Origin of the sequence: Curtobacterium sp. MCPF17_021 (assembly GCF_003234605.2) — a bacterium.
GTDB lineage: Bacteria > Actinomycetota > Actinomycetes > Actinomycetales > Microbacteriaceae > Curtobacterium > Curtobacterium flaccumfaciens.
In genome coordinates, this window is sequence record NZ_CP126252.1 from 2,463,804 (window position 1) to 2,489,082 (window position 25,279).

18 protein-coding genes are annotated in these 25,279 nt (G+C 72.1%); 8 read left to right on the forward strand and 10 right to left on the reverse strand.

All coding sequences use genetic code 11. The features are described from left to right. Positions 1–83: 83 nt before the first annotated feature. From DEJ29_RS11560 to manA, 5 genes are all read right to left on the reverse strand, one after another. Positions 84–1,493, reverse strand: coding sequence for a DUF5719 family protein (locus DEJ29_RS11560; protein ID WP_111095534.1), 1,410 nt, complete (start codon positions 1,491–1,493; stop codon positions 84–86). Beyond that, entirely contained in the window at positions 1,490–4,327 is a 2,838-nt protein-coding gene (locus DEJ29_RS11565; protein WP_111095533.1) for a glycosyltransferase, read from the reverse strand. Before DEJ29_RS11565 ends, DEJ29_RS11560 begins: the two co-directional genes overlap by 4 nt. 178 nt (positions 4,328–4,505) lie before the next feature. Next, the gene (locus tag DEJ29_RS11570) at positions 4,506–4,838 is read right to left on the reverse strand and encodes a WhiB family transcriptional regulator (RefSeq protein WP_081827389.1); all 333 of its coding nucleotides are present in this window, start codon (positions 4,836–4,838) and stop codon (positions 4,506–4,508) included. A 188-nt stretch (positions 4,839–5,026) separates the two neighbouring features. Further along, positions 5,027–5,989 carry a UDP-glucose 4-epimerase GalE gene (galE, locus tag DEJ29_RS11575; protein ID WP_110861386.1) on the reverse strand — a complete coding sequence of 321 codons (963 nt, stop codon included), beginning with the start codon at positions 5,987–5,989 and terminating at the stop codon, positions 5,027–5,029. Between the two features lie 100 nt (positions 5,990–6,089). After that, a complete protein-coding gene (gene manA / locus DEJ29_RS11580) occupies positions 6,090–7,298 on the reverse strand; it encodes a mannose-6-phosphate isomerase, class I (protein ID WP_111095532.1) in 1,209 nt (402 codons plus the stop codon). 66 nt (positions 7,299–7,364) lie between these two features. On the opposite strand from manA, the gene DEJ29_RS11585 reads away from it, so the two are divergent. Further along, positions 7,365–8,744, forward strand: coding sequence for an O-antigen ligase family protein (locus tag DEJ29_RS11585; RefSeq protein WP_111095531.1), 1,380 nt, complete (start codon positions 7,365–7,367; stop codon positions 8,742–8,744). A 13-nt stretch (positions 8,745–8,757) separates the two neighbouring features. On the opposite strand, the gene DEJ29_RS11590 is transcribed toward DEJ29_RS11585, so the two are convergent. Next, positions 8,758–10,110: a hypothetical protein gene (locus DEJ29_RS11590; protein ID WP_111095530.1), complete on the reverse strand. Its 1,353-nt coding sequence runs from the start codon at positions 10,108–10,110 to the stop codon at positions 8,758–8,760. A gap of 107 nt (positions 10,111–10,217) precedes the next feature. On the opposite strand from DEJ29_RS11590, the gene DEJ29_RS11595 reads away from it, so the two are divergent. Further along, positions 10,218–11,504, forward strand: coding sequence for an O-antigen ligase family protein (locus tag DEJ29_RS11595; RefSeq protein ID WP_146248371.1), 1,287 nt, complete (start codon positions 10,218–10,220; stop codon positions 11,502–11,504). Between the two features lie 250 nt (positions 11,505–11,754). Here the strand turns inward: DEJ29_RS11595 and DEJ29_RS11600 are convergent, their stop codons facing one another. Both DEJ29_RS11600 and DEJ29_RS11605 read right to left on the reverse strand, forming a co-directional pair. Then, positions 11,755–12,501 carry a polyprenol monophosphomannose synthase gene (locus tag DEJ29_RS11600; RefSeq protein WP_111031898.1) on the reverse strand — a complete coding sequence of 249 codons (747 nt, stop codon included), beginning with the start codon at positions 12,499–12,501 and terminating at the stop codon, positions 11,755–11,757. After that, positions 12,498–14,984 carry a glycosyltransferase gene (locus DEJ29_RS11605; protein ID WP_071405761.1) on the reverse strand — a complete coding sequence of 829 codons (2,487 nt, stop codon included), beginning with the start codon at positions 14,982–14,984 and terminating at the stop codon, positions 12,498–12,500. The genes DEJ29_RS11600 and DEJ29_RS11605 overlap by 4 nt, the downstream gene beginning before the upstream one ends. 138 nt (positions 14,985–15,122) lie before the next feature. On the opposite strand from DEJ29_RS11605, the gene DEJ29_RS11610 reads away from it, so the two are divergent. Beyond that, a complete protein-coding gene (locus DEJ29_RS11610) occupies positions 15,123–16,409 on the forward strand; it encodes a glycosyltransferase family protein (RefSeq protein WP_181438245.1) in 1,287 nt (428 codons plus the stop codon). Between the two features lie 99 nt (positions 16,410–16,508). On the opposite strand, the gene DEJ29_RS11615 is transcribed toward DEJ29_RS11610, so the two are convergent. Together DEJ29_RS11615 and DEJ29_RS11620 are read right to left on the reverse strand one after the other, a co-directional pair. Beyond that, positions 16,509–19,001, reverse strand: a complete 2,493-nt coding sequence (locus DEJ29_RS11615) for a hypothetical protein (RefSeq protein WP_111095527.1) — start codon at positions 18,999–19,001, stop codon at positions 16,509–16,511. A gap of 92 nt (positions 19,002–19,093) precedes the next feature. After that, positions 19,094–19,702, reverse strand: coding sequence for a hypothetical protein (locus DEJ29_RS11620; protein WP_111038004.1), 609 nt, complete (start codon positions 19,700–19,702; stop codon positions 19,094–19,096). Between the two features lie 189 nt (positions 19,703–19,891). Here DEJ29_RS11620 and DEJ29_RS11625 point away from each other — a divergent pair, with 189 nt between their 5' ends. The 5 genes from DEJ29_RS11625 (at position 19,892) to DEJ29_RS11645 (ending at position 25,216) form a co-directional block, all read left to right on the forward strand. Beyond that, entirely contained in the window at positions 19,892–20,794 is a 903-nt protein-coding gene (locus DEJ29_RS11625; protein WP_111022341.1) for an ABC transporter permease, read from the forward strand. A gap of 3 nt (positions 20,795–20,797) precedes the next feature. Continuing rightward, the gene (locus tag DEJ29_RS11630) at positions 20,798–22,027 is read left to right on the forward strand and encodes an ABC transporter ATP-binding protein (protein WP_111095394.1); all 1,230 of its coding nucleotides are present in this window, start codon (positions 20,798–20,800) and stop codon (positions 22,025–22,027) included. Beyond that, positions 21,946–23,121: a glycosyltransferase family 2 protein gene (locus DEJ29_RS11635; RefSeq protein WP_220037349.1), complete on the forward strand. Its 1,176-nt coding sequence runs from the start codon at positions 21,946–21,948 to the stop codon at positions 23,119–23,121. The genes DEJ29_RS11630 and DEJ29_RS11635 overlap by 82 nt, the downstream gene beginning before the upstream one ends. A 74-nt stretch (positions 23,122–23,195) precedes the next feature. Then, positions 23,196–24,365 carry a glycosyltransferase family 4 protein gene (locus tag DEJ29_RS11640; protein ID WP_220037348.1) on the forward strand — a complete coding sequence of 390 codons (1,170 nt, stop codon included), beginning with the start codon at positions 23,196–23,198 and terminating at the stop codon, positions 24,363–24,365. After that, on the forward strand, positions 24,362–25,216 hold the full coding sequence (locus tag DEJ29_RS11645) for a glycosyltransferase family 2 protein (RefSeq protein WP_071406439.1): 855 nt from the start codon (positions 24,362–24,364) through the stop codon (positions 25,214–25,216). The genes DEJ29_RS11640 and DEJ29_RS11645 overlap by 4 nt, the downstream gene beginning before the upstream one ends. Positions 25,217–25,279: the final 63 nt, after the last annotated feature.

The window sequence follows — 25,279 nt, forward strand, 5'->3', positions numbered from 1 at the left end:
GGGCGGACCGCGCCGGACTTGCCGCACCCGGCGAGCCGGGCGGACCGCGCCGGGCCGTCGTGCCGGGCTGATCGAGCCGCCCGTCAGGGGTAGACGCGGACCGGGGTGGAGACGTCGGTCGCCGGACGCACCGGGAAGCCGGCGATGCCGTCGGCCCCGCGGTAGGTCACGCCCGCGACGATGCCCTCCGTGCCGGTCAGCGTGAGCTGCTTCGCGGTCTGCACCGGGAGCGTCACGGTCGCACCGGACAGGATCTTCAGCGTGCGACGCTCGTCGCCCGACCGCACCGTGACGGACCGGTCCTGGCTCGTGGGGTTCACGAAGTTCAGGCGCACGCCCTCGCCCGGGGCGATGGCGGTGATCGTCCGGTTGCCCAGCGGCTCGGCCGAGGCGAACCACCCGAGGTCGGTGCCGCTGCTGGCACCGTCGGTCGGCGTCGTGGTGCGTGCACCGGTGACGACCGGCTCGGTCGAGGTGACGGTGAACGAGTACCGGCCGTCCGGGAAGTCGTCGAGCGCGACGTCGGTGACGACCCCGGGCTCGGCGGTGGCGTTGACGGTCGTGCCGCCGCCGTCGGCCGTGCTGATGCCGAGGGTGACGCGGGCCGACTTCGTGCCGGGGACGAACAGCCGGACGATCGGCGCCGCGTCGGCCGTGTCGTCGCCGCGCTGGGCGGCCTGCGCGTCGGCGAGGGCGACGGCGGGGATGACCTGCGAACGGGACGGCGCGGCCCCACCGGAGACGATGTCGTAGCCGCCCGGGGTGAGGGTGCGGACGACGGACTCCTGCATGTGCGCGACGATCTGGCCGCCGGACGACGTGACGTGCACGACGGTCGAGGCGGCGTCGGACACGAACCCCGACAGCGGGACGACCTTCTGCGTGTTCGGCGCGACGACGATGCCGGTGGTCCCGGGCGCGCTGACCGTCCCCGAGCCGTCGAAGATCGTCAGGTCGACCGTGGCGTTCACGTCGGTCGGGTTCGAGAGCGTGACGAGGCTCGTCCGACCGGTCTCCGTCGAGCCGCCGACGAGCCACGTGGACTGGGTCGGGTCGTCGCACGAGGCAGCGCCCGCCCCCACCAGGTCGCCGCTCGAGACACTCTGGAAGCTGCTGCCCGCGACCTGCGGCGTCGTCTCGCCAGCAGGCGCCGTCAGGAGCCGGGGGTCGCTGCCGCCGGTGGTCGAGGAGTCGAGCGAGGACCGCTCGACCGTCGAGCCGGTCGTCGCCGTCGCGACGGTCGCGGTGCCGACGGTGCTCGCCTGCGTCGCGTCGTTGCCGGCGTCGTCGGACAGGCGCAGCGCACTGCCGGCGCAGACACGCTCGGCGGCGGCGGGGACCGGCGTGACGGTGCGGCCGGCCGGTCGACCCGGTTCGGACTCGGTGCCGATGGCGTGGGCCGCGGTGACGGCACCCGCGGCGACGACGACGGCGACGGCCGTGGCGGTGCCGCGGACGATCCAGCGCCGGACCGAGGAGGGGTTGGTGCTCATTCGTCGCGCTCCTCGTCGAAGGTGGTGGCGGGTTCCTCGGCCTCGATGACGTTCGAGGTGGCACGGCGGCGGCGCGGGGCGGTCGGGACCGCGAGGAGTGCTGCGGCGCCGAAGACCACGCCGAGCACGACGAGGTACAGCACGTGGGTGGCCTGGGTCGCCGCGGAACCGGAGCGGGTGCGGTCGACCTCGCCCTCGTAGTGGAACAGCTGCCCGTTCGTGGTCTCGCCGATGCTCGTGAAGAGCGCGTTCTGACCGATCGCACCGGCGGCCCGGTCGTGCACCGTCTGCGCCTCGGGGTCGTCAGCGGCGTCGTCGATGAGCACGAAGCTCACGCCGAGCTCGCGGAGCGCCGGCCGGGGGTCGTACCCGCTGCGGCTCGCCAGGTTGCCGGCGAGCGTCGTCAGCCGTGCGCCGGACTCGCTCAGCCGGAGTGCGGTCGCGTCGAGCGTCGACTGGTCGTCGAGGGTGGAGCCCTGCCCGCGCTCGAGCGTGACGGCGAGCGAACCGTCGTCCTGCGGGACGACCACGAGCGTGCCGACGTCGGGGTTCGCCTGGGCCTCGGCGTTCACGTAGGCGCTGAGCACCCGGCCGGTGGTCGGCTCGATCGTGGCGGTGCCGAGGTAGAACGCCGCGAAGGCCGGAGCTACGGCCACACCGGCGAGCACGGTCGCGACGAGCCCGGTGACCGGGGCGGCCTTCGGCAGGACGTCGATGCCGATGCAGGCCGCGACCACGAGGGCGAGCCAGTACACGGACAGACCGCTGCCGGGCCAGACGATCGTGGTGGTCGAACCGACACCGGTGACCGTGACGTGGGTGGCGGCGAAGGCCGTGGCGAAGCCGAGCAGCGCGATGACGAGCGCCGAGCCCGCGACCGCCCAGCGGTGGCCGAGCATCGCCCCGATCGCGGCGGCGGCCACGGGGAGCGCGAGGACGGCCATCACGATCGGCAGGACCGTGGCGACCAGCGCGAGTCCGGACGTCGCGGGGAGCCAGCCGCTCCAGTCGGGCAAGGGCTGTCCGATGGCCAGCTGGAGCGCGGACGGCGCCCGGGTCGCGGACGGCGCACCCGGGTCGGCGAACACGGCGAGCAGGTTGCCGCGTGCGGCCTGCGCCAGGATCAGCGGCAGGAAGAGCACCGCGGTCGGCACCGGGATGAACAGGCGACGGTGGGCCCGGCGCCAGCCGACCAGGAGCGCCACGAGCCAGCCGACCAGCAGGACCGGCAGCAGCGACGGTGCCGAGGCGGCGACGACGGCGAACAGGAGCGACGCTCCCGAGGCCCAGGCCCACGAGCGGTGCGCCTCGAGCACGGCGACGAACAGCCACGGCAGCACCAGGTGCGCGATCACGGCGCCGAGGTGTCCGGTCGTCACCGCGCCCACGAGCGACGGGGCGATCGCGTAGAGCGAAGCACCGATGACCGGCACCCAGGTGCGGGTCGTGACCTTGCGGACCGCGAACCAGGCCCCCAGTGCGGACAGCGGGAACGCGACGAGCATGACCAGCACGACCGCGGTGGACGGCGACCAGAAGACGATCGAGCCGAGCACGGCGAGCACCGCGGCAAAGGGGTCGGACGGGCCGGTGAAGCCCGTGCCGAGCGAGTGGAAGCCGTACCCGACGTTCTGCCAGAGCTGTCCCGGCGTCGCGGAGAGCGGCAGGAGTCCCCCGCCGGTCAGGGCCGGCGACCCGAGCAGCGGGTAGAGCGTCACGACGCTGAGGACCGCGGCGGCCAGGACCACCCAGATGCCGCCGTCGCTCAGGAACGACGCCCGGGCGATCGGGGCGTCCTCGGCCCGGGCGAGTTCGACGTCCCGCGAGGTGGTGCGGTGCTCGTGCACCCGACGCCAGCTCACACGGAGCGGTTCGACGGCGGCCCAGCCGAGCTTCTTCGTGCGGGCGAGGTTCTTGCGCGCACGCCCCGTGCCGCCGCCGAACGCGACGGCGAACGCGGCGGAGAGCTCGGGGACCACGGCGGCGGGGTGCTTCGCGACCAGGTGACCGAGCGCGCGGCCGATCGCGAACGGCACGAGCGTGAGCCAGTGCAGCCAGACCAGCGCGGCGGGCGCGTAGGTCATCCGGCGGTGCAGCTGCGCCTGCCGGTGCATCCGGACGCGCCGCGCCTCGGACACGCGCTTGCGGCCGAACTCCTCGATCGGTCCGGCGCTGGTGACCTTGGCCTCCGGCACGAGGGCGACACGGTGTCCGGCGAGGCGGACCCGCACCGAGAAGTCGAGGGCCGCGTCGACGTCCGGCAGCGCCGGGTCGAAGCCGCCGAGTTCGTTCCAGACCGAGCGGCGCACGAGCATGCCGCCCGCGGCGACACCGAGCACGTCGGTGTTGCGGTCGTGCTGGCCCTGGTCGAGCTCGTCCTGCACCAGCACGATCGACCGGCCGAAGCGGGTCATGCTCTCGCCGAAGGCGCGGATGAGCGAGGGGTCGTCGTCGGCGACGAGCTTCGGACCGGCGACGACGACCGACGGCGCGATCTCGACGGCGGACAGCAGGTCGGCGAGCGCGGTCGGTGCCGGCGCGTTGTCGTGGCCGAGGACCCACAGCCACTCGTCGACCGGCTCGTCGGTCGCCGCGGGCGGCGCGCTGCGCTCGCCCTGGCGGACGGCGTCACCGAACGCGGTGCCGGCGGGCAGCCGGACGAGCTGCGCGGACCCGCCGAAGGACAGTTCGGCGGTCGATCCGTCGGTCGTGCCGACGTCGACGACCACCAGGTTCTCGGGGTGGCGGGTCTGGGCGGCGAGCGCGTCCAGGGTCCGGTCGAGGTGGGCCGCCCCGTTGGCGGCGACGAGGATCGCGGTGACTCTGGGCTGCATGACGGGCGTCACTCTACGGTCTGGAGGCGCGGTGTCGGCTGCGGACGGCGGCGCGCCGTGAACCTTTGGATGCGCTCACTGCGCGGTGCGGGGCGGGCGGAGGTGGTCGCCTTCCGGCGCCTTCGTCGCAGGCTCCTCAGGGGCGCAGTCGCACGGCGCTGGCGCGCCGTGAACGCTCCTACGCCCTTTTCCGCAACTTGCGGCGTTCACGCTCGGAGAGGCCACCCCAGATGCCGAAGCGTTCGTCGTTCTCGAGCGCGTACTCGAGGCACTGTGCCCGGACCTCGCACGAGGTGCAGATCTTCTTCGCCTCGCGCGTGGAGCCGCCCTTCTCGGGGAAGAACGCCTCGGGGTCGGTCTGCGCGCAGAGCGAGTCGACCTGCCAGGCGAGCGGGTTCTCCTCGTCGTCGGTCTCCGGACGTCGGACACCCGGGACGCCGAGCGCCACGGGATCGACGTGCCAGTCCTCCGGAACTCCGGCGTGGAACTCGGAACCGTTCACCCTGATCACCCCTGCCGCCTCGACAACGAACCCCAACTCTTGCGGCCGTTGCCTGTAATTACAGCGGTGTCATTCGCCTGAGTCAAGTCGCGGATCATAGAAGGCACTGACCGCTCCAGCGTGTCATGTCCCCCGTTTGGGCGTGTCGCACCGCTCGGGTGGGCCTTCCGGGGGACAACTGACTCGTCCTCAGGCGCTCAGGAGGCGCTGCGACGGGCCTCCCAGGCGCTCGACACCATCTCGTCCAGGGAGTGCCGCATGGCCCACTCGAGGTCACGGGCGGCGGCTTCGCCGGTCGCGACGATGCGGGCCGGGTCGCCGGGGCGCCGCGGTGCGATCTCGGGGTCGAAGGCGATCCCGGTGCCCGCCGCCATCGCGTCCATGATCTGCCGGACGCTCACGCCGTCGCCGCTGCCGAGGTTGTAGGCACGCTCGAGCGGCTCCCCGGCCTCGAGCTTCCGCGCGGCCACCGCGTGCGAGTGCGCCAGGTCGGCCACGTGCACGTAGTCGCGGACGCAGGTGCCGTCCGGGGTGGCGTAGTCGTCGCCGTTGATCCGCGGGGTCCGGCCGGCGAGCAGCGCGTCGAAGACCAGCGGGAACAGGTTGTGCGGGCTGGCGTCGTACAGGTCGGGCTCCCCGGAACCGACGACGTTGAAGTACCGGAGCGACGTGGTGGTGAAGCCCGCGGCGACCTCCATGTCGCGCAGCAGCCACTCGCCGATGAGCTTCGACTCGCCGTACGGCGACTCCGGGTTCTTCGGGGTGGACTCGACCACGGTCTCGACGTCCGGCGTGCCGTAGACCGCCGCGCTGGACGAGAAGACCGCCTTGGTGACGCCGGTCTCGGCCATCGCGCGCAGCAGGGTCGCCATGCCGGTGACGTTCTGCTCGTAGGTGTGCAGCGGGCGCTCGACCGAGACGCCGGCGTACTTGAACCCCGCGACGTGGACCACGCCGGTGACCTCGTGCTCGCGCAGCGTGCGTGCGACGAGCTCGCCGTCGAGGATCGTGCCCTCGACGAACGGCACGTCGTCCGGGACGAACGCGCGGAAACCGCTCGACAGATCGTCGAACGCGACCGTGTCGATGCCGGCCGAGCGCAGTGCTCGGACGACGTGGGACCCGATGTACCCGGCACCGCCGGTGACCAGCCAACTCATGGTCGCCACGCTAGCGGACGTCGGCGACGCCCCGGTGGCGGTGTGCGGGTCCACGCCACGGCGTGCGGCCCCGCGCCGGTCCCGGTGCCGGTCCGCGCCCCTAGGCGCCGGTGGCGATGAACACGGTCGACGTGATGCCGTCGGAGGAGTCCGCCTCGACTGTCACGTCGCCCTCGTCCGGGGTGATGAAGCACGACTCGCCCTTGCGGAGCAGGGTCGCCGACTGCGCGCCGACGAGCGTGACGACGCCCTCGGTGCAGATCGCGATCGACGGCCCCACGAGCGGGGCGACCCCGCCGGTGCTCAGTCCCACCGGGCGACCGTCGCCGTCCACCCGCAGCAGCGCGAAGCCGACGCCGTCCGGCGCGAACCGGTCGACGCCCGGGGCGAGGCGCTCGGGCTCGAGGACCGGTGCCGGGTACGCGGTGAAGTCGAGCACCCGCAGGAGCTCCGGCACGTCGACGTGCTTCGGCGTGAGCCCGCCGCGCAGCACGTTGTCCGACGGCGCCATCAGCTCGATGCCGAGCCCGTCGAGGTACGCGTGGATGTTGCCGGCGGGCAGGTACATGGCCTGCCCCGCGGTGAGCGTCACCCGGTGCATGAGCAGGGACACGACGATGCCGGGGTCGCCGGGCCAGCTGGTCGCCAGGTCGCGGACGGTCGCGGTGTTCGGGGTGAGCAGGTCGTCGTCGAGCGAGACGGCCAGGTCGCTCGCGGCCTGCACCACGGCGAGCGCGGACTCGTCGGCGGTCTCGAGCCAGCGGACGGTGTCCTCGAGCCCGTGCAGCAGGTGCACCTCGAGCGGACCGAGGCGTCCGGTGCCGGCGTCGAGCACGCGGACCTCGGCCAGGGTCTCCTCGACCGGGCGGAAGCCGCTCAGCGCCTCGAACCGCTCGCTCAGCGCGACGACGAGCTCGGGCTTCGGGAACGGGTCCTTGTAGTTGCGGGCCGGGTCGTCGAGCGGGATCCCCTCGCGCTCCTCGCGGGCGAACCCCGCTTCCGCCTGCTCCGGGGTCGGGTGCGCCTGCAGCGAGAGCGGTGCCGCAGCCGCGAGCACCTTGAGCAGGAAGAGCAGGCCGGTGCGGTCCGGACCGAGTGCGGTCTCCGGCTCGTCGGCGATCCAGTCGCGGAGCGTGTCGGCCCCGCCGACCATGGCCGGGTTGACGATGACACTGGGGCTGCCGGCGTGGGCGCCGAGCCAGAGCTCCGCCTGCGGGGCACCCGTGACGGTGCGGCCGAGGAGCTCCGGGATCGCGGTGACCGAGCCCCAGGCGTAGTCGCGGGGGGTGTTCGTGATGCCGAGGAACATGGGCCAGAGCCTACCGGCGCTGCCGGTGGAGTCCTGCGAACGGCGACCGGCCGGTAGCCTGGCGTCGTGACGAACACCTGGCCGCTGGCGCGCGGGACCGTACCGGAGCGCGAGGCGTTCGCCTTCGGGGCGACGACGCTGTTCGTGCTGTTCGCGGGCGACGCCGTCCCGAACACCCTGACCTGGGTCGGGGCCGGCGTCCTCTGGGCCCTCGTCGCGGCGTGGGGCATCACGATCCTGGTCCGGGCGAAGCCACCGCTCGTCCGCACCCCCTGGGCGCTCTGGGCGTTCCTCGGCTGGTGCCTGGTGACCCTGGTCTGGTCGCACTGGCGCTTCGCGACGATCTCGAGCCTGACCGTGCAGGTGATCTGCGCGGCCGTCGCGTTCACGATCGCCTCGACCCTGACGTGGCGCCGGATCACCGACGCCCTGAGCCTCGCGCTCCGCTGGGTCCTCATGCTCTCGCTCCTGTTCGAGGCCGCCGTCGCGGTGTTCGTCCGGCACCCGATCGCCCCGATCTGGACGGACTACGGCGACCGCGACGTCCCCGACGCCTTCTACTTCTCGCGCGCCGAGCTCTTCACCGGGGGCCGGATCCAGGGGCTGCCCGGCAACGCCAACCTGCTCGCGATGGTGGCCCTGCTGGTCGCGATCGTGGTCGCTGTGCAGTTCGCCGAGGGTCGGATCCGCCGGAACCAGGCGATCGGCTGGCTCGTCGTCGCGGCACTCGGTTTCGTCCTCACCCGCTCGTCGACGGTCATCGCCGCCGCACTCGTGGTCGCCGTGGTCGCACTGGCCGCCGTCTGGATACGCCGTGTCCCGACCGAGCGCCGCACCCCGCGCTACCTGTTGCTGGCCGTGGGTGCCGTCGTCGCCGCCGTCGCCGCGTTCGTGCTGCGCGGCCCGGTGTCCGAGCTGCTCGGCAAGGGCTCGGACGCCACCGGGCGCGGGGAGATCTGGGCCAAGGTGCTCGGCCTGATCGACCAGCACCCCGTGGGCGGCTGGGGCTGGATCGGGTACTGGTGGCCGGGCATCCCGACGCTCGCCGACCTGGCGCAGCGCAAGGGCGTCACGTACCTGCAGGCCCACGACGCCTACCTGGACGTCTGGATGCAGACCGGCATCATCGGCCTGGTGCTCTTCGCGATCTACGTGGTCACGACGCTGTCCCGCTCGTGGGCCTGCGCGACCCGCATCGGGTACGACGCCGCGCTGCGTCCGCGGTCGTTCGACCCGGTGTCGCTCCTGCCGCTCCTGGTCGTCGTCGCCCTGCTCGTGCAGTCCGTCGCCGAGTCCCGCCTGCTCTACCAGGGGAACTGGGTGCTCTTCGCCCTGCTCGCCATCAAGACGCGCATCGTGCTGACCGGCGAGGAACCGGTGTCCACCGGCGACGGTCCGCGCACGCCGCCCGCCAAGCGCGAGTTCCGCTGGGCCGGCACGCGCTGACCCGCACGCTCCCTCAGCGCGACAGCCACGAGCACGACACCGGGGACGACCACGGGTTCGACTTCACCCGGGCGACCTCGAGCGTCGGGTCGGCGTCGCACGCCGCCACCGCCGCCGGCAGCTGCCCCGCCCACACCGGCCCGTCGCTCCGCCGCGTGTCCGTCGGCGCGACGTGCAGGACCGCCGACGCGACGACGGCGGTGACCACGCTCCAACCGGCCAGCGCGCCGACGAGGTGACCAGGGCCTCCCGTCCGTCCGGCAGCACGCGACCAGCTGCGGGCGTCCACGAGCGTGGCGGCGGCGACCACCGCGGCGCTCACCAGCAGCAGGCCGGCGGCCGCGGCGTAGCGCTGCGGCGGCACGGCGGCCATCGCGGCGACCGGCGCCGACCAGCGGAGACCGTCACCGCCGTTGGCGAGCAGGGCCACCCACCACACCGCGACGGAGCCGACGGCGAGGGCTGCGACCATCCACCGGGTGCGGGCCGGCCCGACCACGACGGCCGCCACCAGGACGACGAGCAGCAGGGCTGCGGGCACCACGACCACCGCCCAGCCGTGCTCGACCACCGCCGTCAGCACAGCACCGAGGTCCGGGTCCCAGGCACCCGCCACGGGACGCAGCAGGTACCCCGCGAGCACGTCGCGCGCCGCCGGCGACCCCGTGGCGAGGGCGCGCGGACTCGTCAGGGTCGTCACGCCCTGCACCGCCAGGGCGACGACCACGACGAGCGTGACCGGCAGCGCGGTCCACCGGCCGGCCGGTCCGGGCGCACGTCCACGCGGCGTCCAGGCGAGGAGCAGCAGGGGCGCGAACAGCGCGGTGAGCGGTTCCGTGAGCACGGCCGCACCCGCGACCACGGCGAGTGCCCCGGCCGCCCACCACGACCGAGCACGCCACGCGAAGACCCACGGCACCAGGACGAGCAGGAACCAGTGCAGGTTCGCCGCGTTGCCGCTGATCTCGTACGGGGCGAGCGGCAGGACGACGGGGACGGCGGCGAGCACCAGCCGCAACGGCCACGGGCGGACGACGTCGCGGGACAGCACGAACACCAGGGCGCAGACCCCGCCGACGACCGAGCACGCAGCGAGCGCCACCACCTGCGCGTACCGCTCGGGCGGCAGCGCGTACCCGAGGTCGACGATGAGGCGCGGCAGCAGGTGCACGTACCCGGCGTAGGGGTGCAGCAGGGTGTCGACGGGCCCCATCGCGATCCGTTCGCGCAGGAACACGCCGCCGTCCTCGGCCCAGACGGTGTTCCGCGGCACCGGGCCGAGCCGGTACCAGGCCAGGGCGGTCGTGAGCAGGCCGACGACGACCGCGACGAGGGGGACGCCGGCGACCCTGCGCGCGAGGTCCATCCGGTGAGGATAGTTCGGTCATCGCGCATCGTCGATACAGCCACACCGCGATCCGGTGTGCTCGTCACAAGGTCGTGCGCCAAGATGGACGCGTGACGGACGGCCGGGTGAGCAGACAGGTGCTCGGGCGCCGGTACCTCTCCGCCTGGATCGGCTTCTCGGCCGGTGGACGGTTCAGCCAGGCGCTCGCGACGGTCATCGTGCTGTTCGGGTTCGGGCAGCCCACCGTCGAGGCCCTGGTCGGCCGGGCGGGGACCTGGGCGGTGCTCGTGACGCTGTTCGTGCTCGCGGGGCTGAGCCTGCTCGGCCAGCGCTACCGGATCGAGTGGCACGGGGTCCTCCCCCTCTCGCTGCTGGCCTTCGTCGGCTACTGCGCGTTGAGCGTGCTCTGGAGCGAGTACTCCTGGGTGGCGCTCCGCGGACTGGTGCAGACCGTGTGCTTCATCGGCCTCGGGCTGTACCTGGCCCTCGGCCGCGACCTGGTGCAGGTGATCCGGGCCTCGGGCGACGCCTTCCGGATCCTGCTCGTGACGGCCCTCGGACTCGAGGTCCTGTCCGGCCTGGTCCTCGACGTCCCGTTCCCGGCGTTCGGCATCCGCGGTGACATCGCGTACGGCGGCCCGATCCAGGGAATCGGTGGCACCCGCAACTTCATGGGCTTCATCGCCGCGATGGCCCTGGTCACCTTCGTGGTCGAGTTCCTCACCCGGTCGGTCACTGTCTGGCGCGCGATCGCCTCGACCTCGCTCGCCGTCATCGCCCTGATGCTCGTGCAGTCCCCCATCACCGGGCTCGCGATGATCGCGCTCGCCGTCACCGCGCTGGCGCTCTGGTCACTCCGGCACGCACGACCGGCGACCAGACCGGTGGTCAACGGCGTCCTCGGTGCGGTCGTCCTGCTGACGCTCGCCGTCGGGGTGCTCGCCCGGCACCGTCTGCTCGCCGAGATCGGGGCGGCCGGCGGCACGGCCACCCGGACGGACCTGTGGTCGCAGATCCGGGTCCTGGTGGAGCGCTACCCGATCCAGGGCTGGGGCTGGGTGGGCACGTGGCCGACCGAGCCCGTCGTGCCCTACGTCACGCTCATCGACCCCTCCGGCGTCCGGTTCACCTCGGGCCTGAACGCCTTCGTGGACGCCTGGCTGCAGATCGGGTTCGCGGGCACGCTCATCCTGGGCATCACCGCGTTGCTCGCGTTCGCGCGTGCCTGGGTGACGGCGACGACGTTCCCCGGGGTGGCGTACGTGTGGCCGGCCGCCGTGCTCGTGCTGCTCGCCGTCACCAGCACGGCGGAGAGCTACCTGCTGCACGGCGCGGGCCTGATGTTCTTCGTGACGGTCCTCGTGATCGCCGCGCGGCGCCGCTCGTGGCGCCGGCACCTGCCGCGCGTCTAGCGCGGGCGCTGCGCGCCGAGGCGCTTCGTGAGCAGGAACGGTCGCCTCTGCGGAGGCGACCCGACCGTTGCTGCTCACGAAGCGGCGGTGCGGCGCGACCCACCGCCGGACGGGAGGCCCGTTGCGGCCCCGCACCGCGCCTCCAGGCCGTCACGCCCAGCGTTCCGGGCCCGCGCATCGTGAGCAGGAAAGGTCGCTTCTGCGGAGGCGACCCGACCGTTCCTGCTCACGAAGCGAGCGAGCGAGCGCCCTACGGGCGCGTGCGTCGACCGAGGCGGCGCTGCACGCCCCACTGGGTGACGCGGAGCATGGCCTCGAGGACGATGGACCGGCTCATCTTGGAGACGCCGTGCACGCGGTCACGGAAGCGGATGGGCACCTCGACGATGCGGCCACCGAGGGCGTCCACGCGCAGCGTCATGTCGACCTGGAAGCAGTACCCCTTCGAATCCACCGACCCGAGGTCCATCCGCGCGATGGCCGACGAGCGGTACACGCGGTAGCCGGCGGTGATGTCCCGCACGTCGAGCCCGAGCACCAGGCGGGCGTAGGTGTTGGCCCCGCGGCTGAGCGCCTGGCGCCGGAGCGGCCAGTCGACGACCGACCCACCGGGGACCCAGCGGGACCCGATGGCGAGCAGGACGTCGTCGGACGCGGTCACGGCGTCGACCAGGGCCGGCAACCGGTCGGCCGGGTGCGAGCCGTCGGCGTCCATCTCGACCAGCAGCGGGTACCCGCGCTCCAGGCCCCACCGGAAGCCGGCGACGTACGCCGTGCCGAGCCCGAGCTTGCCGGAGCGCTGCAGCAGGTGCACCCGGTCGTCCGCGGCCGCCAGGGACCGCACGATGTCCCCGGTGCCGTCCGGGCTGCCGTCGTCGACGACGAGCACGTGGGCACCGGGTACCGCCGCCAGCACGGCGGCGGTGATCGCACGGATGTTCTCGGCCTCGTCGTACGTCGGGACGATGACGAGGGCGGTGGTCTCCCCCGGGGTCACCGGTTCAGGCGCCGCTTCACCTTGCCGGCGACGCTCCGGGGACCCTCGGTGCGCAGGTAGTGCACGGCACGGCCGAGGTCGTAGCGGACGCCGGAGAGCTTCTTGCGCTCCGGAACGCGCACGCGCATCTTGTGCGGCTCGATCGACGACGCGGTGTCGCGCACCGACTTGTCCGCAGCGCGGATCGGGTTCCGGCAGAACTCGACGAGCGGGGCCAGGACGTTCTCCCACGTGAACTGCTCGCGCACGCGGTCGACGTTGCCGATGAACTCGGTGCGGGCCTTCTTGTCGAAGAGCGCCGTCTCGAGCGCGGTGGCCAGGCCGTCGATGTCCTGCTCGTGCACCGCGATGCCGAGCTTCTCTTCTGCGACGAGGTCGCCGAACGAGTCGCCGGCCGTCGTGACGATCGGCAGACGTGCCCACAGGTAGTCGAGGATGCGGGTGCGGAACGAGAAGGTGGTCTCGAGGTGCTCGTAGTGCGTCGAGACGCCGGCGTCGGCCTCGAGCAGGTACGCGCCGCGCTCCTCGTACGGGATCCACTGGTCGTTGAAGAACACGTGCTTCCCGGTGAGACCGAGGGCGTCGGCCTCGGCGCGGACCTTCGCGACGATGTCCATCTCGGGGACGTCGGGGTTCGGGTGCTGCACGCCCATGAAGAAGAGCTTCACCGACGGGCGGCGCTCGGCGAGCTGGGCGATCGAGCGGACCAGGGTGATCGGGTCGAACCAGTCGTAGATCCCACCACCCCAGACGACGAGCTTGTCGTTCTTGCCGATGCCCGGCACGACGCCCTTGACGCGCTGCTGGTCGTGGACCGGCGGCGTCGAGGACAGGCCGAACGGCACGACGCCGATGAGCGAGCGCAGGTCGGCGTCGCGCGAGTACGTGCGGGCGTTCACACGGCCGGAGCCGGCGAGCTGCCCGAGCCAGAACATCCGCTGGCGCTCGGAGGCGCAGATGAAGTAGTCGCCGAGCTCGAGCTGGTGGTTCAGCGTGTCCGAGGCGTCGAGGATCTGGCGGTTCCACTTGTCGACGTCGTCGCTGCGGCCCTGTTCGAGCTGCTCGAGGTGCAGCGGGTCGTAGACGTCGACGACCAGGATCTTGCTGGTCGACTCGAGCACCGGGAACAGCCGGAGCGCGTGGCCCTGCACGATGATGACGTCGGCCCAGCCCTCGTGCTCGACCATCTGGCGCGGGTGACGGTGCGGGACCGTGACGACCTCGTACGACGGGTCGATCGGCGACGAACGGGTCAGGCTGACCACGCGGACGTCGTGCTCGGACGCCAGCTGCTTGGCCATCTGGGTGGCACGGATCGCCGGACCGGCCATCTTCGCGCCGATCGAGTCGCCCGTGATGATGAGGACGCGGCGACGAGTGCCGACCTCGAGCACGCCGAGGGAGTGCACGATCTTGTCGTAGCCGGCCAGGTAGTTCTCGATCGGGTACGCGGGCTCGTCGCGGTTGCCGAACAGGCGGAGGAGCTCACGGTCGGACCGGACGCGGGTCGCCTGGATCTGGCGGCGGGACTCGGTCATCGACGGCAGCTGCTCGACGAACTGGTCGACGCCGTAGATGCCCGCCATGCTCGTCTTCGGCACCGGGATCGTCGGGACACTGTCGTCGCCGGGGTTGCGCAGGTCGAGCTCGGTGGAGTCGAGCTCCCCACGGCCCACGGCACGGCGGACGGCGAGTGCCAGGGAACCGGGCAGTGCCGCGGCGAGCTGCTCGTCACCGAGGTTCTTGTAGAGCGTGAACAGTGCGTTCCGCTCGAGCAGGTAGGTCTCGCGGAAGTCGCCGAACTTGTTCATCGACGCGTGGTGCTTGTGGAACGCGACCGACTTCGGCTGGTACCGGAAGCGCCAGCCGAGCAGGTTGAGCCGCCAGCCGAGGTCGACGTCCTCGTAGAACATGAAGTAGCGGTCGTCGAAGCCGTCGAGCTGCTCGAAGAGCTCGGCGCGGATGAACATCGCGGCGCCGGTGCCGAACAGGACGTCGGTCTCGCTCTCCCACCGGCCGGTGTCCGGCGACCCGGCGAAGGGCTTGTAGCCCATGCCGTACCAGGTCATCGCGGCCTCGGTGAAGTCGACGTTGACGCCTTCCCAGTCGAGGACCTTCGAGGCGACGGCGCCGATGTCGGCACCGGAGGCGAAGGTGGCCATCGCCTCGCGCACCCAACCGGTGTCCGGGCGGGCGTCGTTGTTGAGGAACGCCACGACCTCGCCGGAGGACTTCTCGACGCCGAGGTTGCACCCCCCGGTGAACCCGAGGTTCGCACCCGCGTCGATCAGGGTGAAGTCGAGGCTCGAGGCCTTCAGACGTCCGAGGTGCTCGGGGCCCGAACCGTTCTCGACGACGATCACCTCGAGCTTGTCCTGCGGCCAGTCCTGCTTGCGGAGTTCCGCGATGCTCGTCAGGGTGTCGTCCGTGCCCTTGTAGTTCACGAGGATGACGGACACGACTCCCGGCTTGCGCTCTGTCACGCGAGTTCCTCCAGCAGCTGCCGCGCACCGGGCGCGGGTCGATGGGTCGGCCGACGGGGTGCCGCGGGCCGATGACACCCTACAAGGCGCGCCCAGGGACTCCCTGCCGCCGCTGCGGATTCGTGCAGAATGGCGTGCGTGACCGCAGTGATCCCGAGCACCCCCATGTCCTCTCCCCTCCGCGAGGACTACGCGGCCCTCGCGGCCGACGAGCACGCCGAGGGCCCCCGCGGCACGATCCGCTTCGCGGTGTCGACCGCCGACCCGGCCGAGGGCAAGGGCGACCTGTTCGTCGCGCTCGGGCTGGCGCGGGCGCTCCGGGCCGAGGGCTGGGGCGTCGCGATGTGGCCGCTCGAACGCTGGGGCGAGGAGCTCCCCGCCGACACCGCCGTCGTGGTCAGCATGATCGAGTCCTTCGTGCCCGGGTACGTCCCCGCCGGCACCGCCCTGGTGGCGTGGGTGCGGAACTGGACCGCCAAGTGGGCAGCCCTGCCGTACCTTGACGAGTTCGACGCGGTCTGGACCTCGTCCGGGATCGCCCGCGACGCGATCGCGGCGGCGTACTCCGGCCCCGTCGAGGTGGTGCCGATCGGCGTCGACACCGAGCTGTTCACGACCGACGCCCCCGCACCGCGCGAGCGCACGGACCGCGCCGTGACCACCGTCAACTTCTGGGGCGTCCGCCGCCGGGTGCAGGACGTCCTGGCCGAGGTCGCCCCGGCCGAACCGATCGTCTGGTTCGCCGCGAACGTCGACCACGTCGAGGCCTCCGCGGGCGTCGAACTCCGCCCCGCCGTGCCCTACTTCGCCCTGCCCGAGGTCTACCGCGCCGCCGGTTTCGTCGTCGACGACGTCATCGAGCCGGCCGCCGAGTACGGCACCCTGAACTCCCGCCTGTACGAATCGCTCGCGTCCGGGGCGCTGCCCGTCACCGACTGCGCGCTCGGGCTCGACGAACTCGGCCTGTCCGACGTGCCGGTGTTCGACGACGCCGACTCGCTCGAGCGCGTGCTCGCGATGCCCCGCGACGAGCGCACCGCCCTGGTCGCCCGGCTCCGCGCCGTCGTGGTCGAGCGACACTCGTTCCGCAGCCGCGCCGAACAGGTCGGTCCGTCGCTCGATGCCGCCGTCTCCGCCGCCTCGGGCCGGAGCGGCGAGCGTGGCGCGTTCCTGCGGTGGGCCACCGCCCAGCGCGAGACGCTCCGGCAGACCGAGCACGACCGCGACGTCCACCTGGCCGGCGTGCACGACATCAACGCGCGCCTGGTCGAGTCGGAGCAGAAGGTCGGCGCGTACGACACCGCCCGCCGCCTGGCCGAGGCGGAGCGCGACCAGATCGCGGCCCGCTTCGAGGGCCTCACGCGCTCCCCCGAGTACCGGCTGCTGCACGGCGTGGGCCTGATGGCGCGGCGCGTGCGCCGCTGACGGCGGTCGACGCGACCGGAGACGGACGGGAGGCCCGGTACCAGCTGGTACCGGGCCTCCCGTCCGTCGTGTGGCGACCGTCTACTGCACGGTGACTGTCTACTGCACCGTGACGGTCTTCGTGCCGAAGCTCTTGTAGGTGCCGCTCGGCAGGTCCTGGAAGTAGACGCGCACGGTGTGCGTGCCCTTCTTCACCCCGGTGAGCTTCCGCGACAGCCCGACGTCCGAACCCCAGTCCGGGTGCGCGGCCTGCACGTCGGTGCGGGTCGCGTTGACCGTTCCGGGCGAGACGGCCACGCCGTCCAGGTGGATCTTGTACTTGACCGGGTCCCAGACGTCCGGGTCGATCGCCCAGCCGGCCACGGTGATGGTGCCCGTGCCGCCGGTGACGGACTCGTACAGGCCCTTGACCGAGCCGGTCTTGCCCGTCTTGCCGGTGGTCGGCGGGTCGGTGACCGTCACGCTCTTCGTGCCGAAGCTCTTGTACGTGCCGCTCGGCAGCTCCCGGAAGTACACGCGCACGCTGTGCGTGCCGGCGGTCAGCCCGGGGATCTTCAGCGAGAGGCCGACGTCGGAGCCCCACGCGGGGTGCACGGCCTCGACGTCGGTCCGCTTCGCGTTCGCGGTCCCGGGGGCAATGGCGACACCGTCGACGTGGATCTTGTAGGCGACGGGGTCCCAGACGTCGGGGTCGATCGCCCAGCCGCGCACCGTGGCGCTGTTCACGCCACCGACCACGGACTCGAACGCACCCTTGAGCGAACCGGTCTTGCCCGTCTTGCCGGTCGTCCCCGACGCGTCGGGTTCGGCGGTCGACGCGGCGGTCACGGTCACGGACTTGGTGCCGAAGCTGACGTACTTGCCGCCCTGCAGGTCCTGGAAGTAGACGCGCACGGTGTGCTTGCCCGCCTTCAGGCCGGTGAGCCGGAGCGTCAGGCCGACATCGGAGCCCCACGTCGGGTGCGTCGCCTCGACGTCGGTGCGCGTGGCGTCCGCGACCCCGCTGTTCGTGCTCACCCCGTCGACGTGGATCTTGAACTTGACCGGGTCCCACACGTCCGGGTCGATCGCCCAGCCCCGCACGGTGGCCGTGCCGACGCCGCCGGTGACGGAGTCGTACGAGCCGCGCACGGCACCGGTCTTGCCGGTCTTGCCGGTGGTCGGGGCGTCCACGACGACCGACTTCGACGCGACCTTCACGTACTTCGTGCCGGGCTTGTCCATCACGTACAGCGTCACGGCGCGCGAGCCCGCGCTGATGCCGCCGATCGTCTTCGAGAAGCCGAGGGTGCTGCCGACGCCCGGGTAGACCTTCGCCACGTCGGTGCGGGTCTTGTCCGCCGTGCCCGTCGCCTTGCTCACGCCGTCGACGAGGATCTTCCACGAGCCGGGCTTGGACGAGTCGGGGTCGAGGACCCAGCCGGTGGCCGAGATCGTGCCGACGCCGCCGGTCACCGAGTCGAGGACGCCCTTGGGCGCCGCGCTCGTGATGGTGCGGGTGTAGCAGCCGAGCAGGGTGTTCGCCCCGCGACCCTGGTTGATGGCGTAGCTGCAGACGGAGTGCTTGCCGAGGCTCAGCCCGGTCAGTTCGGCCGAGAACCCGTGCCGGGTGTTGTTCGCGCCGAGGGTGCCGGCCAGGTCGCTCCGGGTCGTGTCCGCCGTGACGGTCTTCGCGCCGGTGCCGTCGACGTAGAACGCGACGCGCAGGGCGTTGGTGGTGTCCGGGTCGGCCGCCCAGCCGGTGACCGTGATCGACGAGGTGGAGGTCGCGGTCACGGAGTCGACGTCGCCGTAGGGGTTGCCGCCGCCGGCCGCAGCACCGAACCAGTCGGTGTACATGCGCCAGAAGTTGCGGTTGCCGTAGGCGGAGCAGCTGTCACCGGAACCGTAGAGGTTCGACATGGCCGCGGCGTTCGGGGTGTACGGGGTGTAGATGTACAGGCTCGCGGTGGCCTGGTTCTGGATGTAGACGGACTTCCGACCGCAGGCCGCGTTCGGGTTGAGCAGGATCGAGTTCGTCCGGCCCGCCTGGTACGCCCACGAGGTCGGCGACGCCTGGTACCGCTTGAACTGCAGGGCCGCTGCGTAGACCTGCTGGCCGAAGCCGAAGTACGCCGGGTCGCACGGGGCGGTGTCCGGGCACGCGAAGCCGGTGGCGTGCAGGTACATGTAGGACGTCGGCGAGGACGTCGTGACGATGCCCTGCTCCTTCTGCAGGAGCACGAGGAGCACCTTCTGGCTGATGCCGCACGCGGCACCGACCTGGGCGATCATCGTCGCGGCCGACTTGGTGCCGCCGGCGATCGCGCTGCACCGGCCGGAGACGGCGCCGATCGAGCTCATCTTCTGCGAGAAGTCCTTGAGGCAGGCGGGGCCGCTCGACGACTTCCGGCAGTTCGGCGCGACGCTCGTCAGGAACGACTGCACGGCGGCGGCGTTCATCGCCGAGCCGTTGTAGAAGTTCGCGTCGCTGATGATGTTGCCCGGGTCGAAGTCCGAGGCGACCGCGGCCGACGCCGACTGGGTCGTCGTCTGCTCCGCCAGCACCGTGCCGAAGGTCAGGCCGCTCACCGCGACGGCGAAGGCCGCCACCAGGGCGAGGGAGCTCCGGAGGGAACGACGGGAGCGGGCTCCTCGGGGGGAACGGGGGGAACGGGTGGTGCGGGGGGTGCGGGGGGTGCGCATCACGGGACCTCGGCGGTCAGGGGGTCGGACGTCGTCGACGCGGAGCCGACGGCGTAGGTCAGGGTGACGGACCAGGTGCCGCTCGACACCTTCGCCGCGGGGAACGACACCTGCGCGCAGTTCACCGACGAGGCACTCGCCTGTGCGGTGCTCGTGGCGGTGCGCGTGACGCCGTCCTTCGTCGCGGTGAAGGTGCACTTCCCGCTCGTGTCGGTCGTACCGGAGACCAGGCCACCGGCCTGGAGGGTCTTCGAGCCGGTGTCCCAGCCGGCGAACGTGACGACGGACGTGGCCGGGTACTCCGACGGGTCGGTGTCCGGCTGGTTCGTCGCGCCGCTGCCCGGGAACGCACCGGGGGTGTCGTCGTCGGAGGCGCCGGCGTCGTCGCCGTCACCGTCGTCGGACCCACCGTCGGTCGGCGTCGAGGCCGCGTCGGTGGGGACCGAGGTCGCCGAGTCGTCGTCCGTCGGGGTCGCACTCGGGGTGCGCGAGACGGACGCGGACGGCGACGGGGTGGCGTCGTCGCCACCACCGGAACAACCGGCCAAGAGGAGACTGAGTGCACCGACCACCGCGAACGCAGCGATCGGCCTGGATGCGAGGAGCATGCTGACGGGCCGTCCTGTGGATGTTGACAAGGGTCCGGGTTGCAACAACGGTAACTCGAAAGTGAAGGTTGAGGGTTGGATCGGCCGGAATCACCCCCACTCGGGGTGCACGACGACCGTCGCCCAACCCCGTCCCGCGGGCCCGGTGAGTATGCTGTTCCGGTCCTGCCCCCACGAACGAAGAGACGTATGGTCGACCAAGCCCGCATGACCGCGCTCGCGAAGGAACCCCTCGTCGTGATCGGCGCTCCGACGAGCGCCTTCCGCGGGACCTTCCGTGAGCTGCGCGACGTCTTCCGGCAGCGCGAGATGCTCGGCATGCTCGTCCGGCGTGACCTGAAGGCCCGGTACAAGGACTCGGCACTCGGGTTCGTGTGGACGCTCGTGCGCCCGCTGACCCAGTTGCTCATCTACTACTTCGTCATCGGCAAGGTCCTCGGCGCCGCCAACGGCATCGACAACTTCGCGATCTACGTCTTCACCGGCCTGACCGCCTACACGCTCTTCAGCGAGATCGTCGCCGGGTCGACCGGCTCGATCGTCGGCAACTCCGGGCTGATCAAGAAGGTCTACGTCCCGCGCGAGGTCTTCCCGCTCGCCAGTGTGGGCGCGGCCCTGGTGAACTTCACCATCCAGTTCGCGATCCTCCTGGCGGCGACCGTCGTCATCGGCGTCTTCCCGTGGCACGAGGGTCTGGTCTACCTGATCCCCTCGCTCGCGGTGATCCTGGTGTACGGCGCGGCCATCGGCCTGGTGCTGTCCGCGCTCAACGTGTACCTGCGCGACGTGCAGTTCGTCATCGACGTCGGCCTGATGGTCCTGCTCTGGGCCTCACCGATCGTCTACTCGTACTCGCGGGTGGTCGCCACCGTGAACGCCGACTGGCTCCTCACCCTCTACACGAACAACCCGCTGACCCTGTCGGTGCTCGGCCTGCAGAACGCGATCTGGCTGCACGACCCGGCGGACGTCACGTACCCGGACCACCTGATGCTCCGGCTGGGGATCGCGTTCGTGATCGGCCTCCTCTGCCTCATCGGTGCGCAGCGGATCTTCTCCCGCCTGCAGGGCAACTTCGCGCAGGAGCTCTAGACCATGGCCATCAGCACCCCCGTCGCCCCGTCGACCGCCGGCGAGACCGCCGAGCGTCCCGACGTCATCGTCATCGACCACGTCCGCAAGCGCTTCACGGTCCGCAAGGACAACACCCTGCGCGAGCGCATCGTCACGCTCGGCCGCGCCGGGAGGAAGCACCGCCAGGACTTCTGGGCCCTCGACGACGTCACGGTGTCGATCCAGGCCGGCTCGACCGTCGGGCTCATCGGCCAGAACGGCTCCGGCAAGTCGACCCTGCTCAAGGCCATCGGCGGCATCATCCAGCCGACCTCCGGCACGGTGTCCCGCCGCGGTCGCCTCGCCGCCCTGCTCGAGCTCGGCGCCGGGTTCCACCCCGACCTGTCCGGCCGCGAGAACGTCTACCTCAACGCGAGCCTGCTCGGCCTGAGCCGCAAGCAGACCGACGAGAAGTTCGACGACATCCTGGCGTTCTCGGGCATCGGGGACTTCATCGACACCCAGGTGAAGTTCTACTCATCGGGCATGTACGTGCGGCTCGCGTTCGCCGTCGCCGTGCACACCGACCCCGACGTCCTGCTCGTCGACGAGGTCCTGGCCGTCGGTGACGAGGCCTTCCAGCGCAAGTGCCTTGACCGCATCCGCACCTTCCAGGAGGCCGGCAAGACGATCATCATCGTCACGCACTCCCTCAGCCAGGTGCAGGAGATGTGCGACCGCGTCGTCCTGCTCAACAAGGGCAAGGTGCTGCACGACGGTGACCCCGTCCAGGCCGTGAGCATGTTCCGCGAGGTGCTCGAGGAACGCCGTCAGGGCGAGCTCAGCACCGACGTCGCCGTCGGCCGGGGCAAGGTCATCGGCGCGAGCGTGCGCGTCGACGGCAAGGAGCCCCGCGCCGAGGTCATGCCGGGCGACGACCTCGTCGTGGACATGGAGTTCGAGCACCTGGACGGCATCGCCGACTGGGAGGCCGCGGTCCAGATCAACAACGCCGGCGGCCAGGTCGTCTACGGCACCACCACCGGCATCATGGGCCTCGAACTGCAGCCGCTGCACGGTCGCCGGAAGCTCCGCCTGCGGATCGCCGACACCGCGTTCGGCACCGGCAAGTACTTCATCAACGTGTCGATGATGGACTCGGCCGGGCGCCACCTGCACGACATGCCGGAGTGCGACTCGTTCGAGGTCCCCGGGTTCGAGCACGCCGTGGGCACGGTCTACGCCGAACCCTCGATCGAGGAGCTCGACTGACCCCGGACGACGGCGACACCGGGACCAGCGCCGACGGCACGCCCCGTGGTGACTCCGCGCCCCGGACCGACGGCACGCTCCGCACCGCGGTCGTCGTCGTCAACTGGAACCGCGCCGACCTGACCACCGCGGCCGTCCGCGCCGTGCTCGACGAGGGCACGGCCGACGACGTCATCGTCGTCGACAACGGGTCGTCCGACGACTCCGTCGCGGTGCTCCGCCGTGCCCTGCCGGACGCCACCGTCGTCGCACGCGGCGACAACGGCGGCTTCGCGGCCGGTGCCAACGCCGGCATCCGGCACACGGACGCCGACGTCGTCGTGCTCCTGAACAACGACGCCGTGCCCGCACCGGGCTTCGTCGCGGCGCTCCGCGACCACCTGGCGCACGCCGGGCCCGAGGTCGCCGCGGTGACGGGCCGCATCGTGCTCGCCGGACGCTGGACGGGCCTCCCGGCCGGGGTGGAGCCCGCCCCCGGCCAGCGCGTGCTGCGCGACCACGACGGCCGTCGCTGGACGCCGTCGGCGGACGGCGAGGTCCGGCTCAACTCGACCGGCGTCCGCGTCGACCGCGACGGCAACGGGATGGACCGCGACTGGTTCGCGCCCGTCGACCGGGTCGCCGACGTCGACGTCTTCGGGTTCTCCGGCGGCGCGTCCGCGCTCCGGCGCACGGCGCTGGACGACGTCGGCCTGCTCGACGAGTCCCTGTTCATGTACTACGAGGACACCGAGCTCGCCTGGCGGCTGCACCGCCGCGGATGGCGCGTCGAGCACGCGGCCGAGGCGGTCGTCGAGCACGACCACTCGGCGTCGTCCGGCGTGCAGAGCGACCTGTTCGTCTTCCGGAACGCGCGCAACCGCATCGTCGTCGCGCTCTGGCACGCTCCGTGGCCGACCGTCGTGCGGGCGAGCGTCCGCACCCTGGTGCGCGGTCTGCGTGGGCTGGCCTCCGGTCGCACCCGCCGGGAGGCGCGGCTCGTCCTGACGGCGTTCGCGGACGTCGTGGGGACCCTGCCGGTCCACCTCGCGCGCCGGCTGCGCGAGACCCGGCGCGCGTCCGTCCCGCGCCGCAGCGTGGACCCGGGCGCATGAGTGCAGCGGGCTATCCTGGACACTCCCCCGTCGACGGCCCCGGCCACGACGTCCCCGCCCGGAAGGAACCACGCGTGCCGCAGCTCACCGTCCTCGTCGACGGGACCGCGGTACCGCAGGCGCTCGGCGGCGTCGGACGCTACGTCGAGGGGGTCGTGTCCCACCTGACCGACCCGTCGCTCGACGTCCACCTGGTCGTCCGCCCCGTGCACGCTCCGCACTTCGCCGCCGTCGCGCCGCACGCGACCGTGCACACGGCGCCGGGCTGGACCGACTCGGTGCCGCTCCGGTTCCTGTGGGAGCAGACCGGGCTGCCGGCGCTCGGCCGTCGGCTCGGGGCGCAGGTGCTGCACTCCCCGCACTACACGTTCCCGTTCAGCTGGCGCGGCGGGTCCGTCGTCACGCTGCACGACGCCACGTTCTTCTCGAACCCCGAGTGGCACTCGCGCCTGAAGCGCACCTTCTTCACCTGGTGGAGCCGCCGGTCCCTGCGCACCCGACCCGTCGTCATCGTGCCGAGCGCCGCGACCGCGACCGAGGCCGCCCGGGTCGTGCGGGGCATCCGCGCCGACGTCCGGGTCGCACCGCTCGGCGTCGACCGCACGGTGTTCCACGAGCCCGACGTCGCCGCGGTCGAGGACGCCCGGATCGCCGCCACCCTGCCCGAGGGTGCCCCGTGGATCGCGTTCCTCGGCACCATCGAACCGCGGAAGAACGTCACGGCGCTGCTCGACGCGTACGCCTCGGTGCGCGCCGCGCGTGCGGCTGCAGGGTCGGACGGTCACCCGGGTGCGGAGACCCCGTGGCTCGTGCTGTCCGGGGCCCGCGGCTGGGACGAGGCGGCCATCGCGCGGCTCGACGCCCTGCAGCCCACCGACCACGTCATCGAGGCCGGCTACCTGCCCCTCGAGGACCTCGCCGGGTTCCTCGGCGGTGCTGAGTTCGTCGTCTACCCGTCCCTCGGTGAGGGCTTCGGGCTGCCCGTGGTCGAGGCGATGGCCTCCGGCGCGTGCGTCCTGACCACCCGGCGGCTGTCGCTGCCCGAGGTCGGCGGTGACGCGGCCGTCTACAGCGAGCCCGACGCGACCGCGCTGGCGTCCGCGATGACGGCGCTGCTGGACGATCCCGCGCTCGTTGCCTCGCACCGTGCAGCCTCGGTGTCCCGGGCGTCCTCGTTCACCTGGGAGGCCACGGCAGCCGTACACGTCGAGGCCTACGAGTCCGTCGCCGGGGGTGCGCGGTGATCCGGGTCGCGGTGCTGACGGTCACCTACAACACCGGCGAGACCATCCGGCCGTTCCTGGCGAGCGTGGCCGGTGCCTCGAAGGACCCGGTCGCCGTCGTCATCGCGGACAACGGCTCGGCCGACATCGACGCGCTCCGGGCGATCGGTGAGTCGTACGGCGCCGTCGTGGTGTCCTCCGGCGGCAACCGCGGCTACGGCGGCGGGATCGACGCGGCACTGAGCGCCCTCGACGACGTGCTGCCGGACGTCCGCCCGGAGTTCCTGCTCGTCACGAACCCCGACGTCGTGCTCGGTGAGGGCTCGATCGACGAACTCGTGGCCGCCGCGGACCGGTTGCCGTCCGGTGGATCGTTCGGCCCCCGGATCCTCGACGACCAGGGCGAGACCTACCCGTCCGCCCGGCAGCTCCCCTCGCTCCGGACCGGCCTCGGCCACGCGGCGTTCTCGCGGTTCTGGCCGGCGAACCCGTGGAGCCAGCGGTACTGGTCCACCACGAAGGTCGTCGAGCGCGAGGCCGGCTGGCTCTCCGGTGCGTGCTTCCTCATCCGGACGTCGCTCTTCCGCGAGCTCGACGGGTTCGACGAGTCGTACTTCATGTACTTCGAGGACGTCGACCTCGGGCAGCGCGTCGGACGGTCGGGTCGAGCGAACGTGTACGTGCCCTCGGCGGTCGTCACCCACACCGGAGCCCACTCGACGTCGTCCAACCGGCGCCGGATGGAGATCGAGCACCACCGGAGCGCCTACCGGTTCCTGTCGCGGAAGTACCGGGCGTGGTGGCTCTGGCCCCTGCGCGTCGTGCTGCACGCGGGCCTGTCGCTCCGCGCCCGCTGGGTCACGCGCAAGTAGCTGCCGCTCGGTCGGGGTCGTTGCGCGCGGGGTCTGCCGTCGCGCCCCCGCACGGGCATCGCG